The 16,550-nt window shown below is 67.9% G+C and carries 15 protein-coding genes; 9 read left to right on the top strand and 6 right to left on the bottom strand.

From position 1 onward, the window contains the following. The first annotated feature begins 32 nt into the window (after nucleotides 1-32). Nucleotides 33-344 carry an NINE protein gene (locus tag MLY01S_RS00075; protein ID WP_067187961.1) on the top strand — a complete coding sequence of 104 codons (312 nt, stop codon included), beginning with the start codon at nucleotides 33-35 and terminating at the stop codon, nucleotides 342-344. 62 nt (nucleotides 345-406) lie between these two features. Here MLY01S_RS00075 and purN read toward each other — a convergent pair whose 3' ends face one another. Beyond that, a complete protein-coding gene (gene purN, locus MLY01S_RS00070; protein ID WP_067187958.1) occupies nucleotides 407-997 on the bottom strand; it encodes a phosphoribosylglycinamide formyltransferase in 591 nt (196 codons plus the stop codon). Between the two features lie 22 nt (nucleotides 998-1,019). On the opposite strand from purN, the gene MLY01S_RS00065 reads away from it, so the two are divergent. Then, on the top strand, nucleotides 1,020-1,640 hold the full coding sequence (locus MLY01S_RS00065) for a hypothetical protein (protein WP_067187954.1): 621 nt from the start codon (nucleotides 1,020-1,022) through the stop codon (nucleotides 1,638-1,640). Nucleotides 1,641-1,971: 331 nt separating this feature from the next. Here the strand turns inward: MLY01S_RS00065 and MLY01S_RS00060 are convergent, their stop codons facing one another. Next, on the bottom strand, nucleotides 1,972-2,916 hold the full coding sequence (locus MLY01S_RS00060; protein ID WP_167635481.1) for a DUF559 domain-containing protein: 945 nt from the start codon (nucleotides 2,914-2,916) through the stop codon (nucleotides 1,972-1,974). A 363-nt stretch (nucleotides 2,917-3,279) separates the two neighbouring features. Further along, nucleotides 3,280-6,015 (bottom strand): cell division protein PerM, encoded by a 2,736-nt coding sequence (locus MLY01S_RS13050; protein WP_135103233.1) that lies wholly within the window; start codon nucleotides 6,013-6,015, stop codon nucleotides 3,280-3,282. A 239-nt stretch (nucleotides 6,016-6,254) separates the two neighbouring features. Here MLY01S_RS13050 and MLY01S_RS00045 point away from each other — a divergent pair, with 239 nt between their 5' ends. The 4 genes from MLY01S_RS00045 (at nucleotide 6,255) to MLY01S_RS00030 (ending at nucleotide 11,064) form a co-directional block, all read left to right on the top strand. After that, on the top strand, nucleotides 6,255-7,466 hold the full coding sequence (locus tag MLY01S_RS00045) for a glycosyltransferase family 4 protein (protein ID WP_067188280.1): 1,212 nt from the start codon (nucleotides 6,255-6,257) through the stop codon (nucleotides 7,464-7,466). Between the two features lie 171 nt (nucleotides 7,467-7,637). Further along, nucleotides 7,638-8,978 carry an NADP-specific glutamate dehydrogenase gene (gdhA, locus tag MLY01S_RS00040; RefSeq protein ID WP_067187941.1) on the top strand — a complete coding sequence of 447 codons (1,341 nt, stop codon included), beginning with the start codon at nucleotides 7,638-7,640 and terminating at the stop codon, nucleotides 8,976-8,978. 356 nt (nucleotides 8,979-9,334) lie between these two features. After that, nucleotides 9,335-10,111: a DUF6318 family protein gene (locus tag MLY01S_RS00035; protein WP_067187938.1), complete on the top strand. Its 777-nt coding sequence runs from the start codon at nucleotides 9,335-9,337 to the stop codon at nucleotides 10,109-10,111. A gap of 254 nt (nucleotides 10,112-10,365) precedes the next feature. Further along, on the top strand, nucleotides 10,366-11,064 hold the full coding sequence (locus MLY01S_RS00030; protein ID WP_245232046.1) for a PKD domain-containing protein: 699 nt from the start codon (nucleotides 10,366-10,368) through the stop codon (nucleotides 11,062-11,064). A 14-nt stretch (nucleotides 11,065-11,078) separates the two neighbouring features. On the opposite strand, the gene MLY01S_RS00025 is transcribed toward MLY01S_RS00030, so the two are convergent. The 3 genes from MLY01S_RS00025 to MLY01S_RS11935 all read right to left on the bottom strand — a co-directional run bounded on the left by MLY01S_RS00025 (nucleotide 11,079) and on the right by MLY01S_RS11935 (nucleotide 13,657). Then, on the bottom strand, nucleotides 11,079-11,561 hold the full coding sequence (locus tag MLY01S_RS00025) for an acyl-CoA thioesterase (protein WP_067187936.1): 483 nt from the start codon (nucleotides 11,559-11,561) through the stop codon (nucleotides 11,079-11,081). Nucleotides 11,562-11,563: 2 nt separating this feature from the next. Then, a complete protein-coding gene (locus tag MLY01S_RS00020) occupies nucleotides 11,564-12,916 on the bottom strand; it encodes an App1 family protein phosphatidate phosphatase (RefSeq protein WP_082739461.1) in 1,353 nt (450 codons plus the stop codon). Between the two features lie 258 nt (nucleotides 12,917-13,174). After that, nucleotides 13,175-13,657, bottom strand: coding sequence for an Lrp/AsnC family transcriptional regulator (locus MLY01S_RS11935; RefSeq protein ID WP_255217993.1), 483 nt, complete (start codon nucleotides 13,655-13,657; stop codon nucleotides 13,175-13,177). Nucleotides 13,658-13,840: 183 nt separating this feature from the next. On the opposite strand from MLY01S_RS11935, the gene MLY01S_RS00010 reads away from it, so the two are divergent. From MLY01S_RS00010 to MLY01S_RS00005, 3 genes are all read left to right on the top strand, one after another. Beyond that, nucleotides 13,841-15,265 carry a sodium:solute symporter family protein gene (locus MLY01S_RS00010; protein WP_067187926.1) on the top strand — a complete coding sequence of 475 codons (1,425 nt, stop codon included), beginning with the start codon at nucleotides 13,841-13,843 and terminating at the stop codon, nucleotides 15,263-15,265. A gap of 45 nt (nucleotides 15,266-15,310) precedes the next feature. Beyond that, a complete protein-coding gene (locus tag MLY01S_RS11930) occupies nucleotides 15,311-15,997 on the top strand; it encodes an SDR family NAD(P)-dependent oxidoreductase (RefSeq protein ID WP_082739459.1) in 687 nt (228 codons plus the stop codon). Between the two features lie 58 nt (nucleotides 15,998-16,055). Next, the coding region (locus tag MLY01S_RS00005) for a YbhB/YbcL family Raf kinase inhibitor-like protein (RefSeq protein ID WP_067187924.1) at nucleotides 16,056-16,550 on the top strand (495 nt) is incomplete at its 3' end.

Genomic DNA, 16,550 nt, shown 5'->3' with positions numbered 1-16,550 from the left:
TTCTCCCAGGCCGAGGCCTAGAATCGCGGACCATGACCTACCCTCAGCCGCCGACCGTGATCGTCCAGGCGGGACGCAGCGTCGTGCTCGCCTACGTCCTGCTGGTGCTGCTCGGCTGGCTGGGCGTGCACCGCATGTACCTCGGCAAGTGGATCACCGGCATCACGCTGGCCGTGCTGTTCGGCGTCGGCACCGCGACCGCCGCGATCCTCATCGGCTGGATCCCCCTCATCATCTGGGGCCTCGTGATGGTCTGGGACCTGGTCACCCTGCCCCTGCAGGTGACCGCATTCAACGCCCGCGAGCGGAACCGGGCCGTGCGGCAGTACCAGCGCGGCTGGTGAGCGGGCGAGGTCAGGCGCGGGCGGTCAGGCACTGACAGTCTCGCCGGCGGCGTGGCGGGCGGTCAGGCACTGACAGTCTCGCCGGCGGCGTGGCGGGCGGCGAAGTCGCCGAGGACGCGGACCAGCAGGGCGCGCTCCTGCACCTTGATGCGCTCATGGAGCTCCTCCTCGGTGTCTGTGTCCATGACCGGGACGGCGGCCTGCGCGATGATGCGGCCGGTGTCCACGCCGGCGTCGACCCAGTGGACCGTGCAGCCGGTGACCTTCACGCCGTAGGCCAGGGCGTCGCGGACGCCGTGCGCGCCCGGGAAGGACGGCAGCAGGGCCGGATGCGTGTTCACGATGCGGCCGGCGAAGCGCTCCAGGAACCCGGCGCCGAGGATCCGCATGAAGCCCGAGCAGACCACGAGGTCCGGCTCATAGGCGGCGACGGCGTCGGCGAGCGCGACGTTCCAGGCGTCCCGGTCCGCGTGCTCCTTCACAGAGACCGTGAACGTGGGAACCCCGGCCGCCTCCGCCCGGGCCAGACCCTGCACGCCCGGGACGTCCGCGCCGACCGCGGCGATCTCGAGAGGCAGGTGACCGCCCGCGACGGCGTCGAGGACAGCCTGCAGGTTGGTGCCGGAACCGGAGACGAGGGCAACGATGCGCATGCCTTCATCGTAGGGTGGAAGCGTGTCCGCTCCCACGCCGCCCGCAGGTCCGCACACCGACCCGACGCAGAAGCCCGGGCAGGACCCTGCCTCCAGCAGGTCCGCAGAGCCCGGCGGTCAGGGCGGAGGTCCCGGGAACGGCGGGCCCGGTGAGCGTGGCGGGCCGGCCGGTGGTGGGCCTGGTGGGCCTGCCGGTGGCGGCTGGCCCGGCAGGAACAGGTCTGGGAAGAACGGCTCCGGCAAGCCTGCGAACGAGGCCGAGGAGCTGAAGCTCCGCAAGAACGTCGGACGGCTGCTGCTGTGGCAGTGCGGCCTGCTGTTGTGCACCATCCTCGCGATGGACCTGCTGCTGCCCTGGAAGCTGCTGGCCGCACCGTTCGCAGTGGGCGCGGTGGCTGTGGGCTTCGTGGCCTGGATGCGCGCCGGAAAGCTCACGAAGCCCGGGTTCCTGCGCGTCATGCTGGGCGCCGGGCTGGCCCTCGGCACATTTGTGGCGGTGGCCTCGCTGACACCACTGCTGTTCTGGGAGGCCGCCAGCGCCTACGACGAGTGCCTCCGCCAGGCCCTCACCCTCAAGTCCGAGGCCGTGTGCCAGGCTGAGTTCACCAAGACCATGGGAGGTATCGGCGGCCTCGGCGGCTGAGCCGAGTCGGCTCGCAGGCTGAGTGGGGCCGGGCCCGAAGGCTGGGCGCCTTCTCGCACGGCGCAACGCTGGACGGCACGTGACCCCTCTCGTTGCGGGTATCGAAGTTGGCCCGGATTCGGCCTCCAGGGCCCCACATGACCCAAGTTCGATACACGCACGACGTCCGGCACCCACAATCAACGACGCCCGGCACACCCAGGATCGACGACGTCCGGCACACCCACGACGTCCGGCACACCCACGACGTCTTGTACACCCACGATCAACGACGTCCGGCACGCCCACGATGCTCCATACACGTACGATCGAGGCGGTCGTCGGCGGAGCCTCAGCCCGCCTGTCGCTCCGCGCCCAGAAGCGCGCGGACCCGGGCGATGACTCCGCGGAACCCGTCTTTGGCATCGGATGCAGACACACGGATCACGGTGTACCCCTTGCGCTGGAACACCGCATCCCGGCGAACGTCCTCATCGATCCGGTGGCTGTGATGGGCGCCCTCGTACTGGAGGACGATCCTGGCGCTCCGCCATCCCATGTCTGCAGTCGCGGGGAAGTCCGCGGAGTAGTCTGCGTCCCATTCTTCGATCTGCAGCTCCGGCTCGGGCAGTCCGGCGGCGATGAGGGCCAACCGAAGCTCGGTCTCCTTGGGCGAGTCGGCTCCGATCCTGATGCGCTGCAGCGCTGCACGAAGCTTCCGCCGCTGTGGCCGCGCCCCTGGGCTGTCGAGTGCCTGGCGAAACCTCTCCAAGAGGTGAGGGCCCTTCTCCCGCACGGCCCTCCGGCTCCTGCCGCTCCTGCGGATGAGGTGGTCGCCGAGGATGACGAGCTCGTCGTCGGTCAGCTCCGTCGCCAGCTCCGTCCAGAGCCGTTCCGGAGCAGTCACCCTGATGCTGTGGCCGACGAGGACCAGTGGCGTGGAATGGTGCCGCGGCAGGTCGCTGCGGTGGGTGACCACCCACCGGTCCTTGAGGACTCCACGGCTTCTCGACCGCGTCACATGCAGCCGGTCGTCCGCAACCAGCCGAGACGGCAGCCAGAAGTTCCGGAGTCGGGCCGCCGTCGCATGGGACACCACGGCGTCTGGGCACCGCGCCAGGATCTCGAGGAGCATGACCGCTGACGGCGGCGGCACCAGCGGGCTCCAACGATAGATCTCCTGTTCGCCCACGCCCGTCTGCTCAGCGGCGGCACGCACGAGCTGCGAGTCGATGTACCGGTACCGGCCGTGCCCGACCCTCTCGAAGGAAGGGCCGCGAAGCCGGTGGTAGCTCACTCCGGCCGCCTCCGCCTCGGCGATGGTGAAGGCCTTCCAGAGCAGGGCGTCAGGGATCGGAGCAGAGCGAGACATGGCTCCACTCTGGTTCGTGCAGTCGCACCGTTGAGCAGGTGGCCGGAATCTGTGGACAACCGGCGGTACACCGGCAGCGCGCTCGGTGTGCGCACCTCGGCCGCAGAATGCCGCCCACGTGTGAGGTTGTCCGTGTATCGAAGTTGGGCCGATTCGCAGAACTCAGGCCCCCTGCGACCCAACTTCGATACACGCAAGCCCCGCTCCCGGCGCCCGTTGCCTTGTAAGCCCCGCTCCCGGCGCCCGTTGCCTTGTGAGCGCGCCCGCTCCCGGAACGGCAGCAGCACCTCACCGCGCACGGCGCGGACGCGGACGACCGGGGCCGTCCTCGCCGGAAGCGCCCCCCTGCCGGCCCGCGGAGTGGGGGCCGTTCCCGGCGCCATCGCCCTGGTCCTCGACGTCGGCCCGTCCCCGGCGGACGGCACCTCTCCGAGCGTTCTCGAGGCCGTCGGCGGCGCCGGTCCCGGCGCGCGGGTCGCGGGTCGCGACGATCGCGTCGAAGCTCGACTTCGGCTTCGTCGACTTCGGCTTCGTCGCCGTCTCGTCCTTCGCCGTCTCGCCCGTCGCCTTCTCGTCCTTCGCGAGCCCCTTCACGGTGCCTTTCCCGCGCCCCTGGCCCGCAGCTCCGGTCCGGCCTGCGGCCAGCTCGTCCTCGTCCCGGTACACACGGCGACGCGGCTCGTCCTTCGGAGACTGCTTCTCACGGTTGCGGCGCGCCAGCGCGGCCACGCGGTCGCGGCGCTCGGCGGCCAGCTGCTCCGGTGCCTGCCCGGGCGCCTTCTCCGCCGCCTTCTCAGCAGCCTGCTCCGCCGCCTTCTCAGCAGCCTTGTCCGAGGCCCCTTGCGACGCCGTCTCCGACGCACCCTTCGCACCCGTCGCCGTTCCGCCCTCAGCCCCCTTCAACTTGCCCGGCTGCGCGGCAGCACCGTGCGTCCTGTCAGTCTGCAGCTTCTCGGCCGTCGGCTTCAGTGCGGTCTCAGCACGGCCCTGTGCGCCCTTCGGCTGGTCGGTCGCCGCCTGGTCGCGCTCGGCACGCGCCTTCACGTCCACGGCCTTGGCCACCGGCAACGACCCACCACGCGACGACCGCGGGCGACGCGGGATGCGCGCCTTCACCGGCGGCATCGGGGTGACGTCCGCGGCCTTCCCGGCGGCGGGCGCCACGTGCTTCTCCGCCTCGGCACCGGCACGCTCGGCGTCGACGGCCTGGGCACCCGCACGCTCGGCGTCCTCCTGCGGGGCGTCCGCCCCTTTGTCCGCGTCGCGGCCCCTGTCCTTGTCCTTGTCCTTGTCCGCAGCATCGGCCGCGCCGGTGCCGTCTGTCGTCGCTGTGCCGGGCTTCGCCCCGTCCTTCCCGACGACGGCCCCCTCACCCCCGGCGCCCTTCGCACCGTCACGCTCGGCCTCACCGGCACCGGCTCCCCCAGCATCAGCGTCACCGTCGACTCCAGCGTCGGCGCCGGCGCCATCGGTGTCATCCGCGCCGTCCGCGCCGCCGGCTCCGCCACCGCGATCCGCGCCGTCCCCGCCGCCGGTTCCGTCACCGCGGTCCTCGGCGTCCGCGGCGGCATCCTTCGCGTCCTTCTCAGCCTCAGCGTTCTTGGCGGCCGCCTTCTCGGCCTTCTTCTCCGCTTTGGCCTCCGCCTTCTCGGCCTTCCTCTCCGCCTTGGCCTCTGCCTTCTCAGCTTTCCTCTCCGCCTTGGCCTCCGCCCTCTCGGCCTTGCGGACGTCCGCCTCGAGGGACCTGGACTGCAGGCCCATGGCCACCAGGTAGCCCACGAACCCGCCGAGGGCGATCCACCCGGCCAGCGCAGGCCCCACCAGCCACACATTCGACCCGATCACCGTGTAGGTGCCCACGCCCATGGTCCCGGAGGTCAGGGCCAGCAGGACCATCGCCATCGCACCGGAGACCACACCGAGCAGCAGCGCCAGCACGCCGGTCGACGCGAGCAGGGACATCCACCGGGTCTTCACCCGACGGACCATCCAGTCGTCGAGGTGGTTCTCGCCCTCGCGCAGCAGCCACCAGCCGGCCACGACACCGGCCAGCACCGGCAGCAGCACGAACACCGGGTGCCACGGCTCCCAGGGTGCGGGAAGCGCGGCGAAGACGGGCAGCGCGGGGACGGGGGCCGTCGTCGTGCCGAAGGCGGAGTACAGGCTCTCCGAGCCGATGGAGAACCCGGGGCCGGCCGACCAGGCCACCGCCCAGCCGACCATGGCGGGCAGGTAGCCGATCTCGAGGAGGGTGAGCATGGTTCCGCCCACCGGTCCGGCGTCCACGAGCTGGTACATGTGCACGGCGTCGGCCCAGCGGACGGCGAGGGTCACGGTCACCAGCAGCGCGTGCACGGCCACCAGGCTGAGCACGGCCACCAGGCAGGCGCGCAGCACGGACCAGGCGTAGGAGCCGGCCCAGCGCTCGTACTGGGAGCGCCTGGCGATCCGCTCGGTCACGTCCACACCCACCAGGTGCGCCCAGGTGCCGGCCTCACGTCGGGCACCGGCCACGGCGCAGACGGCGAAGAACAGGGCGGGGAAGATGGCGCCCACGGCCGGGTTCACGGTGTCGCCGGTGCTGCCGGGCAGCAGCGCCAGGGTGAGACCCACGAGCGCGTAGGCGATCATGCCGCCGGCGAGCGCCTGCCAGGCCTGGTCGCGGTAGCTCGCGCGCGCCAGCTTCCGGCCGGCGCGCCAGCTCAGGACCATCGGCAGCAGGGACAGGCCCCAGGGGACCATCCATGCGAGTCCGGCGGAGACGTCGCCGTCCACCACGGGCATGCCGGAGGTGACGGAGACGGGGGCGGCGTGGAGGACCAGCCAGAGGACGCCGGCGGTCTGCAGGACGTCGTCGATGCGCTCCATGTGGAAGCCGCCGGTGACCCAGACGAGCAGGGTGGGGACCACCACGAGCACCAGGCTGAACAGCGCCGCGATCAGCGCCTCGATCACCCCCTGCACCCACAGGGGAAGGGGCAGGGGGCGCAGCAGGCGGGACGCGCGTGGAGTGGGGGAAGTCATCCTCACTATGGTGCCACCGCCGGGCGGCGCGGGGCCTTCAGGGCGCGGCCGGTCCGGTGAGCTCACAGGGAGCGTGCGTCACGGCTGTCCGCCCTCCTTCCCGACGACGGCCGCTCGCCCGCCGCGGTGACGCCGGCCGGGCGCTGTTTCACCGCTCGTTCACCCGGGGTGACGAGTGTTCACGGCGGGGTCATGGTGCGGCCACGGGGAGGTCGTACGGCGGACGTAGCGTGCGGGACATGCGCGTTGCCGTGGTCGCCGAATCGTTCCTGCCCCACATGAACGGGGTCACCAACTCCGTGCTCCAGGTGCTCAGGCACCTGCGACGGGAGGGCCATGAGGCGATCGTGATCGCCCCTGCGTCCTCCTGGATGGCCGGCTGGACGCAGCGGGTCGGTCAGGACACGGCGCCCAGTCAGGTCGAGGGCTTCGACGTGCACCGTCTGCCGTCCGTGCCGCTGTCCGGCTACGCCTCGGTGCGCGTGGCCGCCGGGCCGGTGGCGCGGGTGCGTTCGATCCTGGCGGGGTTCCGCCCGGACGTGGTGCACATCGCCTCCCCGTTCGTGCTGGGCTGGCGGGCGGTGCAGGCGGCGGACCAGCTGGGCATCCCGTCCGTGGCCGTCTACCAGACCGAAGTCCCCCGCTACGCGGCGCGCTATGGGGCGCCGTGGCTGGAGGACGTGCTGTGGAGCCACGTGGCTCGCCTGCACAACACCGCCACGCTGACGGTGGCGCCGAGCAGCTTCACCATCTGCCAGCTGCACTCCCATGGGGTGCGCCGGGTGCACCGCTGGGCCCGCGGTGTGGACTCGGAGCGGTTCCACCCGTCCAAGCGGTCCGAGCAGCTGCGCCGCGAGCTCGCCCCGAACGGCGAGCGGTTGATCGGCTTCGTGGGCCGGCTGGCCCATGAGAAGCAGGTGGAGGATCTGGCCGTGCTGGCGGACCTGCCGGGCACCCGTCTGGTGGTCATCGGCTCGGGCCCGCTGAAGGAGCAGCTGCAGGCGCAGCTTCCGGGTGCGCACTTCGCCGGCTTCCAGGGGGGCGAGGACCTGGCCCGCCACGTGGCCTCGTTGGACCTGTTCGTGCACCCGGGCGAGTCGGACACCTTCGGGCAGACGCTGCAGGAGGCCATGGCCTCGGGCGTGCCGGTGGTCGCGGTGGGCCGCGGCGGACCGTTGGACATCGTGGACTCCTCCCGCACCGGCTGGCTGTATGAGCCGAAGAACCTCGCCCAGCTGCGCGAGCAGGTGGCGGACCTGGTCTACGACGACGCCAAGCGCACCGCCTTCGCCCAGGCCGCCTGGGAGTCCGTGCAGGGCCGCACCTGGCCGGTGCTGTGTGAGCAGCTGCTCGGGTACTACGCGAAGGCGATCCGGGTGCAGCACCGCCGTGCGGACGAGGTGGCGCTGCGCCATCTGCAGCACCACACCACCTGGCCGCTGACCTTCTGAGACTGCGCTTGTGTGTCCACCTGCCGACACACACCTGCGGGCGGCCTCCGGCCCTTGTGAAGATGGAGTGTCGGTGCCTGCGCGTTCCGGCACTTCACTGTGACCACCGCCGTCCGCGCCGCTTCGGCCCTGCCTGAGCGGCGGTGACGGCCGACCCCAGGAGCCGCCTTCATGCATGCCGAACTCTCCGAACTCCGTGACGAGGTCTTCGCCCGCAACCCCGGTGAGAAGGAGTTCCACCAGGCCGTCTCCGAGGTCTTCGAGGCCTTGGATCCGGTGGTGGACCGCCATCCTGAGTACGTGGAGGCCGGTATCCTCCACCGTCTCTGCGAGCCGGAGCGCCAGATCATCTTCCGCGTCCCGTGGGTGGACGACCAGGGCGTGGTCCAGGTGAACCGCGGCTTCCGGGTGGAGTTCAACTCGGCGCTGGGCCCGTACAAGGGCGGCATCCGCTTCCACCCGTCGGTGTACCTGGGCATCGTGAAGTTCCTGGGGTTCGAGCAGATCTTCAAGAACTCGCTGACCGGCATGCCGATCGGCGGCGCCAAGGGCGGCTCGGACTTCAACCCGTCCGGCCGTTCGGACGGTGAGATCATGCGCTTCTGTCAGTCCTTCATGACGGAGCTGTGGCGCCATGTGGGCGAGCACACGGACGTCCCGGCCGGTGACATCGGCGTGGGTGCCCGCGAGATCGGGTACATGTTCGGCCAGTACAAGCGCCTGACCAACCGGTTCGAGGCCGGTGTGCTCACCGGCAAGGGCCTGACCTGGGGCGGCTCGCTGGTCCGCAAGGAGGCCACCGGCTACGGCACGGTGATGTTCACGGACGCCATGCTGCGCACCCGCGGCGAGTCCATGGACGGGCAGAAGGTCCTCGTGTCCGGCTCCGGCAACGTGGCGATCTACGCGGCCGAGAAGGCGATGGCCCTGGGGGCGAAGGTCATCACCGCCTCGGACTCCTCCGGCTACGTGGTGGATGAGAACGGCCTGGACCTGGACCTGCTCAAGCAGGTCAAGGAGGTCGAGCGTGGCCGCATCTCCGAGTACGCCGAGCGCCGCGGCAACGGTGCCCACTTCGTGGAGGGTGGCTACGTGTGGGAGGTGCCGGGCACCGTGGCGCTGCCCTGTGCCACCCAGAACGAGCTGGGCAACAAGGCTGCGGGCATGCTGATCAAGAACGGCGTGAAGGCGGTGGCCGAGGGCGCGAACATGCCGTGCACGGAGAAGGCCACGCACACCTTCCTGGACGCCGGCGTGCTGTTCGGGCCCGGCAAGGCGGCGAATGCCGGCGGTGTGGCCACCTCCGCCCTGGAGATGCAGCAGAACGCCCAGCGCGACTCCTGGGACTTCGACTACACCCGTGAGCGCCTGGAGCAGATCATGCACTCCATCCACGACCGCTGCGTGGAGACCGCGGACAGCTACGGCGCCCCGGGCAACTATGTGGCCGGTGCGAACATCGCCGGCTTCATCAAGGTGGCAGACGCGATGCTGGCCCAGGGCATCGTCTGAGCCCCCGCCGCCGTTCACTGCGCTTTGGGGGATCCACCTTTCCCTGCGCTTTGGGGATACAACACGGCGTTGAGATCCAAGAACGGCACCGTGTCTTCCCCTCAAGACCGCAGGTGAGGCCGCCTTCGCGGCCCTCGGCCTCCCCTTCCCGACGACGGACCCCTCCCCGACCACGGCCCGTCACCTTCTCCGGTGACACGACGGAGAGGGAAGGGCCTGTGGAGAACCGCACCTCCGCGGTGGCATCTGCCTACACTGTGGTTTGTGTCACCGCCGACCGAGGGGGTCGGCGGCCGTTGCGGGATCAGCGGCCGTCCCGGTGACCTACCGACGATGAGACATCTGGAGGGGTTCTCATGCGCCGTGGCGCACCCGCCCGTGGCCTGACTCTGACCGCCGCACTCGCACTGGCACTGACCGCCTGCTCCGGCGGTGAGGACAAGGAGCCGGAGGAGACCGCATCGCCGTCAACGACGGCCCCTGCCTCGCAGGGCGCCTCGCCCGACGGGACTGACGAGCAACCAGAGGCCGAAGGGGCCGACGCGTCCACGGAGACCACGTCCGACGATCCGGACGGCCCGGACGAGGACGAGTCACCGGACGCCGACGGCGACGACAGCGACCCGGACGGGGAGGACACCAGCGAGTACGTCCCCGCCTCCGCCGACGGACCGGCCAAGAACGTGCCCAAGCCCGTCATGCCCGAAGAGATGAAGGAGGAGACCCCGGAGGGCGCCAAGGCCGCGGTGCAGTACTGGTGGGACACGGTGACCTACCTGCAGCGGACGGGAGATTCGGAACTGGTGCGCGCGTCCTCGGACGAGGATTGCGACTTCTGCCGTGCGTACACCCACAGCATCGAGAAGATCTACGAGGACGGGGGTTGGACCTCAGGCGCGGAAGTCGAAGTGACGTCCGCTCTCACTGGAGTGATCGACAAGGACCGGAAGCTTCTTCAAGTGACCACACTCCTTGATGTCGAAGGACTCACGACCTTCAAGTCGAACGGGTCCATCGACAAGACACAGAGCGAGGAGTCCTATGGAGACTCCCCCTGGATCACCAACGTCAAATTCGACGAAGAGTCCCAGCGATGGGTCGCCACTTCCGTCAGCTTTGAGGGTGAAAAGTGAGGCGAGCAACGCCACCTGCCACAGTCCTCGCATTCTCCGTCGCTGCTCTGTCGATCTTCTTGTCATCCCCTGCCTCGGCAAATGAAACGCCCGATCGGTGCGGTGAGACGACCAACAGCGCTCTCCTGCGTGACACGTCTCTCGTAGTCAAGAGAGAGTGCTCCGACAGTGGTGTTCATTCGGGCGACGACAGCAACAGCACCGCGAACAAGGCCAGCAACTACAACACGTCCAACCCCGTCTACTCGCGCCATGTGTCCGGCTGCTATCCGGACCAGCTCCAGAACCTGGACTTCGGAGACTGTCAGCGCCAGCAGGATGTCTTCTGCGGTGATGACGGCACCTGGGTGCAGCAGGTGCGGGTACGCAGGGAGAACCCCGACGAACCGATCGAACACGGTTCGCGTTTCTGCGCCGCTGACGCCGCTGGCGGCGGCTCAGAGGGACGGCCGGCCATCACCATGGATGACCTGGCCGCGGTCGCTCCCAGCGAGGTCGACATCCTCCTGCAGAACGGCGGCCGCGGAATGCGGAACGCCCACACCAACATCTACGCGGACGCGGAGCAGATCCTCGAGCGGAAGACCCAGTTCGGCGAGCTGACGCTGATGCGACTGACCCCGGTCGAGTTCCGATGGGACTATGGCGACGGGACCACCCGCACCACCACGGATCCCGGCCGAGACGCCGTGGACTTCAACACGGAGACCTCGACCAGCCACGTCTACGAGGACACCGGCACATACACGGTGACCCTGACCACGGTGTTCATCGGTGAGGTCTCCTACGACGACGGCGAGACCTGGGAGCTTGTCCCCGGGCAGCTGGTGATCGACTCGACCCCGGCCCAGGCGGACATCTTCCGCTCGGTCACCCGCAATGTGGCGGAGGACTGCGTCACCAACCCGAGCGGCTGGGGCTGCGGTGCCCCGGGCAGCGCGCCCACGGACTGAACGCGGGCATCCGCTCACTGTCCCCCGGTCAGCGCCTTCCTCTGCTCGTCCGTCAGCCGCATGGGGCGGCCGGTCTCAGCGTCCACGTAGACCATCACGGAGGTGGCGGTCACCAGCAGCGCATCGTCCACGCCGTCGTGCATCTTGTAGCCCACATGCACGGAGGCGCCCTTGGCCTGATCGATCGAAACGCGCACACGCACCGGCTTCGCGCGGTACTTCATCTGCGCCCGATACTTCACACGGTGTTCGGAGACGAAGACGCGCACCCCCTCCCCCGCGCCGACCGTCAGGTCCAGCGGCGCCAGGTCGGCCTCGGCGTCGCTGCCGGACCCGACGGGGACGCCGAAGGCGGCCACGCGGGCCTCCTCCATGAGCTGGACGACCTGGATGTTGTTGATGTGCCCGTAGGCGTCCATGTCCTTCCAGCGCAAGGGGACGTACACGTCCACGGCGAGGCGGCCGTCGTCGTCCAGGAAAGGGGTTCCGGCTGTCATGGTCACTCCTCCTCCAGCCCCTCGATCTCGTTCTTCCAGCCCTCCGGACGGACGTCCACGAACTCGGTCTCGAGGATGCCGAGCTCCTCCAGCTGGGAGGCGAGGGCGGCACCGTCCGGGCCGTAGCACCACGGCACACCGGGGGTCGAATGGCGGGTGTGCTGCGCACGGCCGCCGGCCAGCAGGGCCTCGGACGGGGTCAGCTGGCGGATGACGATCGCCTTCACCCGGTCCGGGTGACGCTTGGCGAAGTCGGCGTAGATCTCGGGGTCGTGCTGGCCGTCGTCGCCGATGAGGATCCACTTGATGTGCGGGAACTCCTCCGCCAGGCGCTCGAGCTGGGCGAACTTGTGCTCCTGGCCGGAGCGGAACCAGCGGTCCTGGGTGGGGCCCCAGCTGGTCAGCAGCAGCGGACCGAGCGGATAGAGGTTGCGGCCGAGGAACCGGGTGAGCATCTGCGCCACGTTCCACGCCCCGGTGGACAGGTAGAGCATCGGGGCCATCGGGTTGGCGGCGGCGATGCGGCGCAGCAGCACGGCCATGCCCGGGGTGGGCGTGCGGGCGTGCTCGTCCAGCACGAAGGAGTTCCAGGCCGCGAGCATCGGGCGCGGCAGGGCGGTGACCAGCACCGTGTCGTCGATGTCGGACACCATCCCGACGTCAGCGGAGGGGTCCGTGATGTAGACGTCCGAGGAGACGACCTCGTCATCCCCGACGGTCAGGGTGACGGTGCGCCACCCCGGCTTCAGGGAGGCGGGGATGACCGCGTCCACCACACCCATCCGGTCCGTGGTCACGGTGTGGACCTGGCCCTTGACAGTCACCTGCACCTGCGCGCCGGCCATGGGCGGGGAGGAGAAGTTGCGCCAGCCGCGGATGCCGTCCGCCACCACCTGGTGCACACGACGGCCGTTGAGGAAGTCCTCGTCCGGGGCCACGATCACGCGGGAGAGCACACGGACCCACTCGGTGGTGCCGTAGCCGGTGAACGCGATGGCGGTGGGCACGTGGCCGCGCCTCTCCGCCCTGCCCCGCTGCCAGACGTTCCACCTGTTCTGCAGTCGGACGGCGATGTGCTCGCCCTTCGTCCGTTTCCCCGGCAGAGAGCTGCTCGGGGCCGAGGCGTGTTCCGGGGCGGACTGCTCCGAGGAGGCGTGCTCCGGGGAGGACTGCCCCGAGGCGACCTGCTCCGAGGAGGCGTGCTCCGGGGAGGACTGCCCCGAGGCGACCTGCTCCGAGGAGGCGTGCTCCGGGGAGGACTGCCCCGAGGCGACCTTGTGGGCGGCCTGATCTTCCCCCAGGGCCTCGGTGCGGGCAGACGGGGACGCAGTCGCGTGCGGGTCGGGCGCTGACATGGGATCCAGTATTCCGCATGGAGCCGCGGTGCGTGAGCAGGAGGGGCATCGCACAGACGTGTTCGCCGGCGCCCATGCGTTTTCGCTCGCGAAACGGGAGGCGGTTGGATCGACCCCTCGGCGTTTTCGCTAGTGAAATGGGAGGGGGCCGTTCCGGGACCGCCGGCGGGCGGCTTCCCGACGACGGCCGGTCACCATTCGAGAACTTCGCCTATTCCAGCGGGCGGGCCGCTCGACCCGCTCAGACTCGACACCAAATCAAAGATCGAGCATGTCCAGGGTGCGCACCTTTTGCTGAAGCACGAGGGGCCGAAGAATTACGGAGGACCTCGTTTTGCGGATGACCGGCACGGCTGCCAGCCCCACTAGCAACTCCTGCAGATGCGAGGTGTCTCGTGCCGCGATTCGACACCGCACGTCCGCTTCACCGGTCGTCGAGAACGCCTCAACCACCGCAGGATTATCCCGCAAGTGACGCTCCAGCTCGTCGATGGAGCCCTGGACGACTTCCAAGTCAACCCATGCCTGCACCGTGAAACCGATTGCCGCTAAATCGAGCTGGGGCTCTTGACCCGTGATAACCCCGCTTGCCCACATGCGGTCAAGCCTCTGCCTGAAGGTGGGGCGGGAGACGCCCGCAGTATCCGCAAGAGAAGCCACAGTCCCACGAGGGTCTTCGCGAAGCGCCATGAGCACCCGTCGGTCTACGTCATCAACCAGGAAAGCTCCCTGACCACCCATAAACCCACCTCCTAAGCCAGACAACTGATTCTCGATGAGCCTACCAAGGGCGGCGCTACTCATAACAGCGTGCACCCACTTCGGAAAGACCTTGGCCCATCCCCTTGTCAATCCGGCAACTCAAGTCGTAGCCTCGATCTCGGCAAGCTTGTTACCCCCGTCACTTCTCGCACTGGAGTATCGATGAACATCCCCTTGGTGACAGTGGTCGTCCTCTACATGGCCGCTACATTCGTCGTGGCATGGCGACTGAAGTCTCGAGTCACTGACAATGAGGACTACCTGCTTGCCGGTCGCAATATCGGAACCACACTGATGGCCACGATGCTGCTGGCCATCAACTTCGGTGGCGCATTCGTCCTCGGTACAAGTCAGGATGCCTACGCGGTCGGATTCGCGGCCGTGTCATTCGCAATCGGCATCTTCTTCGGCCTTACCTGCCTTGGCCTGTTTGTCACTCGCCGCGTACGCAGTACCCAGTTCAGCACGGTGCCGGACTTCCTCTCGCGGCGCTTCCGTAGCACGGCCCTCGCCGTACTCGTCTCGCTTATGTCGATCATCGCCCTGACGGGAATCCTCGGCGGTCAGATCGCAGCTATTGGAAGCGCGTTCACCACACTTGGCCTCACCTACGAGACGAGCGCCATCATCGGAACTGTCCTGATCATTGTCCTTACGGCTCTTTCAGGCATGTGGGGGGTGGCAGTCACAGACTTCATTCAGTTCTGCGTGATCACTGTGGGCCTCGTGGTCATCACCGTCATGTCCGTCTCTGCGGCGGGCGGGATCGGCGCCATCTCCGCCACTTACGAAGCTGCCGGGGTGAGCGACCCCTTCAATCCCTGGAACCAGGGGTGGGCATTCTTCCTCGGCGCCGCTTTGCCTGTCTTTGTCCACAAGCAGGTCGGACAGGACGTCATGCAGCGAGTTTTCGCAGCCAAGACCACGACTGTTGCGCGCCGTGGCGCAATTATCGCTGGCGTTCTTACCGCGCTCTTCGCAGTCTTTCCCGCTTTGTCGGGCATGGCCGCCAAAACTCTCATCCCGGACCTCGATCCGAGCGTGGGCGCCATCCCGGCACTCATCCAGGATGTCCTGCCCGTCTGGGCCGCCGGCATCTTCGTAGCAGCACTGATTTCGGCGGTGATCTCGACGGCAGACGCCATCCTGCTCGCCATCGTCAGCAATATCAGCTCGGACTTGATCGCACGACTCCCGCAGAAAACCGCACAAACACTTGGTTCCTTGACCGCAACACGCATCATCACCGTGGTCGTCGGCGGGCTCGCACTGGTCGCTTCCCTACTGGTCCCGAACATCATCACCATCCTGACGATGGCTTTCACGATGTACGGAGCAGGAGTGTTCGCGCTCTTCTTCATGGGCCTTTTCACTAACTTCGGAGGGAAGATCTCGGCCATTGGCTCCCTACTGGTGGGCTCCGCACTAGGACTTGCCGGAGTGCTTGGCTGGAAGCCGATTGAAGTCGTGCCCCCTGTGGCGTCCGCAGTGGCGGCTGCCCTTGTCACGTACGTTGCTCTCGCCGTGCTCACGGGTGAGCGACAGAAGGACTCTATCCTCCAAAACGAAAATGCTTCGACAGTCTGACGTCACAGCCTGGAGTTCAAATTCTCGTTTCAAGAAAGGAGGGTCATGACAGCCTCCCGCTACTACGTCATCGGGGCGGCCTCAGGCATCGGGGGCGCAGTTCACACATCGCTGGCCGCAACTGGCGCTGAAGTGCTTGGACTCGATCTCAACCCGAACGACGATGTTGTTCGCTTCGACGTGACAGCCGAAGAAGACTGGAACAGCCTTGACCTCAATGACTGCAAGGGCCTCGTGATCACATCCGGAATACGAAAGCCCGCACCATTGGCGAAAACGTCTCTCGATGACTGGCGGGACGTCATGGACATCAACGTGACAGGAGCGTTTCTGGGGCTGCGTCGTCTGGCCCAGGTGTGCGACGGTGGATACGATGCACAGGGCCTGCCAGTTGTTCTTGTCTCCTCGGCCGTCACTTCTAAGACGGTGAGTGGACAAGCGTCATACAACACCTCAAAGGGGGCAATCGATGCGCTCGTGAGGAGTGCTGCCCTCGAGCTCGCTCCTTACGGCGTTCGAGTAAATTCAGTCAACCCCGGATCAATTCGAACGCCGATGACCGCTGATGGGTGGAACGACGAATCACACGCGAACCGCATGCGAGCCGAGATCCCCGCTGGCCGCGCAGGTACAGCTGAGGAGGTGGCGGCAGTGATTATTTCACTTCTCCGCCCAGAATTCGGGTATGTCACAGGATCAAGCTGGCGCGTAGACGGCGGCTGGTCGCTGTGAGCCTTATCCCCAAAGCCTTCCCCAATCGCAATCAACATCATTGACAGAAAGGAATCTCATGTCTTTCGATTTCCAGGCTGCACTGCCCGAGCTTCCGGAGCTCCAAGTAACCTCGTCCTCTTTCAACGATGGCGATCAGCTTCCACTTGAGCATGTGGGCGGCATGCTCGGCACCGGAGGACAGGACCGCTCCCCGCAGCTGTCTTGGAGCGGCGCCCCGGAGGGCACTAAGAGCTACGTCGTTACGTGCTTCGACCCGGATGCCCCCACCGGCAGCGGGTTCTGGCACTGGGCAGTGGCCAACATTCCCGCGTCGATCACCGAGCTTGCTGATGGATCCGCGGTGGTCGATCAGCTCGACAAGGATGCGCTTTCCGGTTCCGCGCTGACACTCAAGAACGACGGCGGTGTCAAGGGTTTCGTCGGTGCCGCGCCTCCGGCCGGACACGGCGAGCACCGGTATGTCTTCACAGTGCATGCCGTGGACGTCGAGTCCCTCGACATTCCTGAGGATGCTACGCCCGCGTTCCTTGGATTCAACCTGTTTACCGGC

This window comes from Micrococcus lylae NBRC 15355, assembly GCF_001570885.1.
GTDB classification, from domain to species: Bacteria; Actinomycetota; Actinomycetes; order Actinomycetales; family Micrococcaceae; genus Micrococcus; species Micrococcus lylae.
The sequence above is the reverse complement of the archived record's forward strand: the minus strand, read 5'-3'. Positions and strand labels throughout refer to the sequence as shown.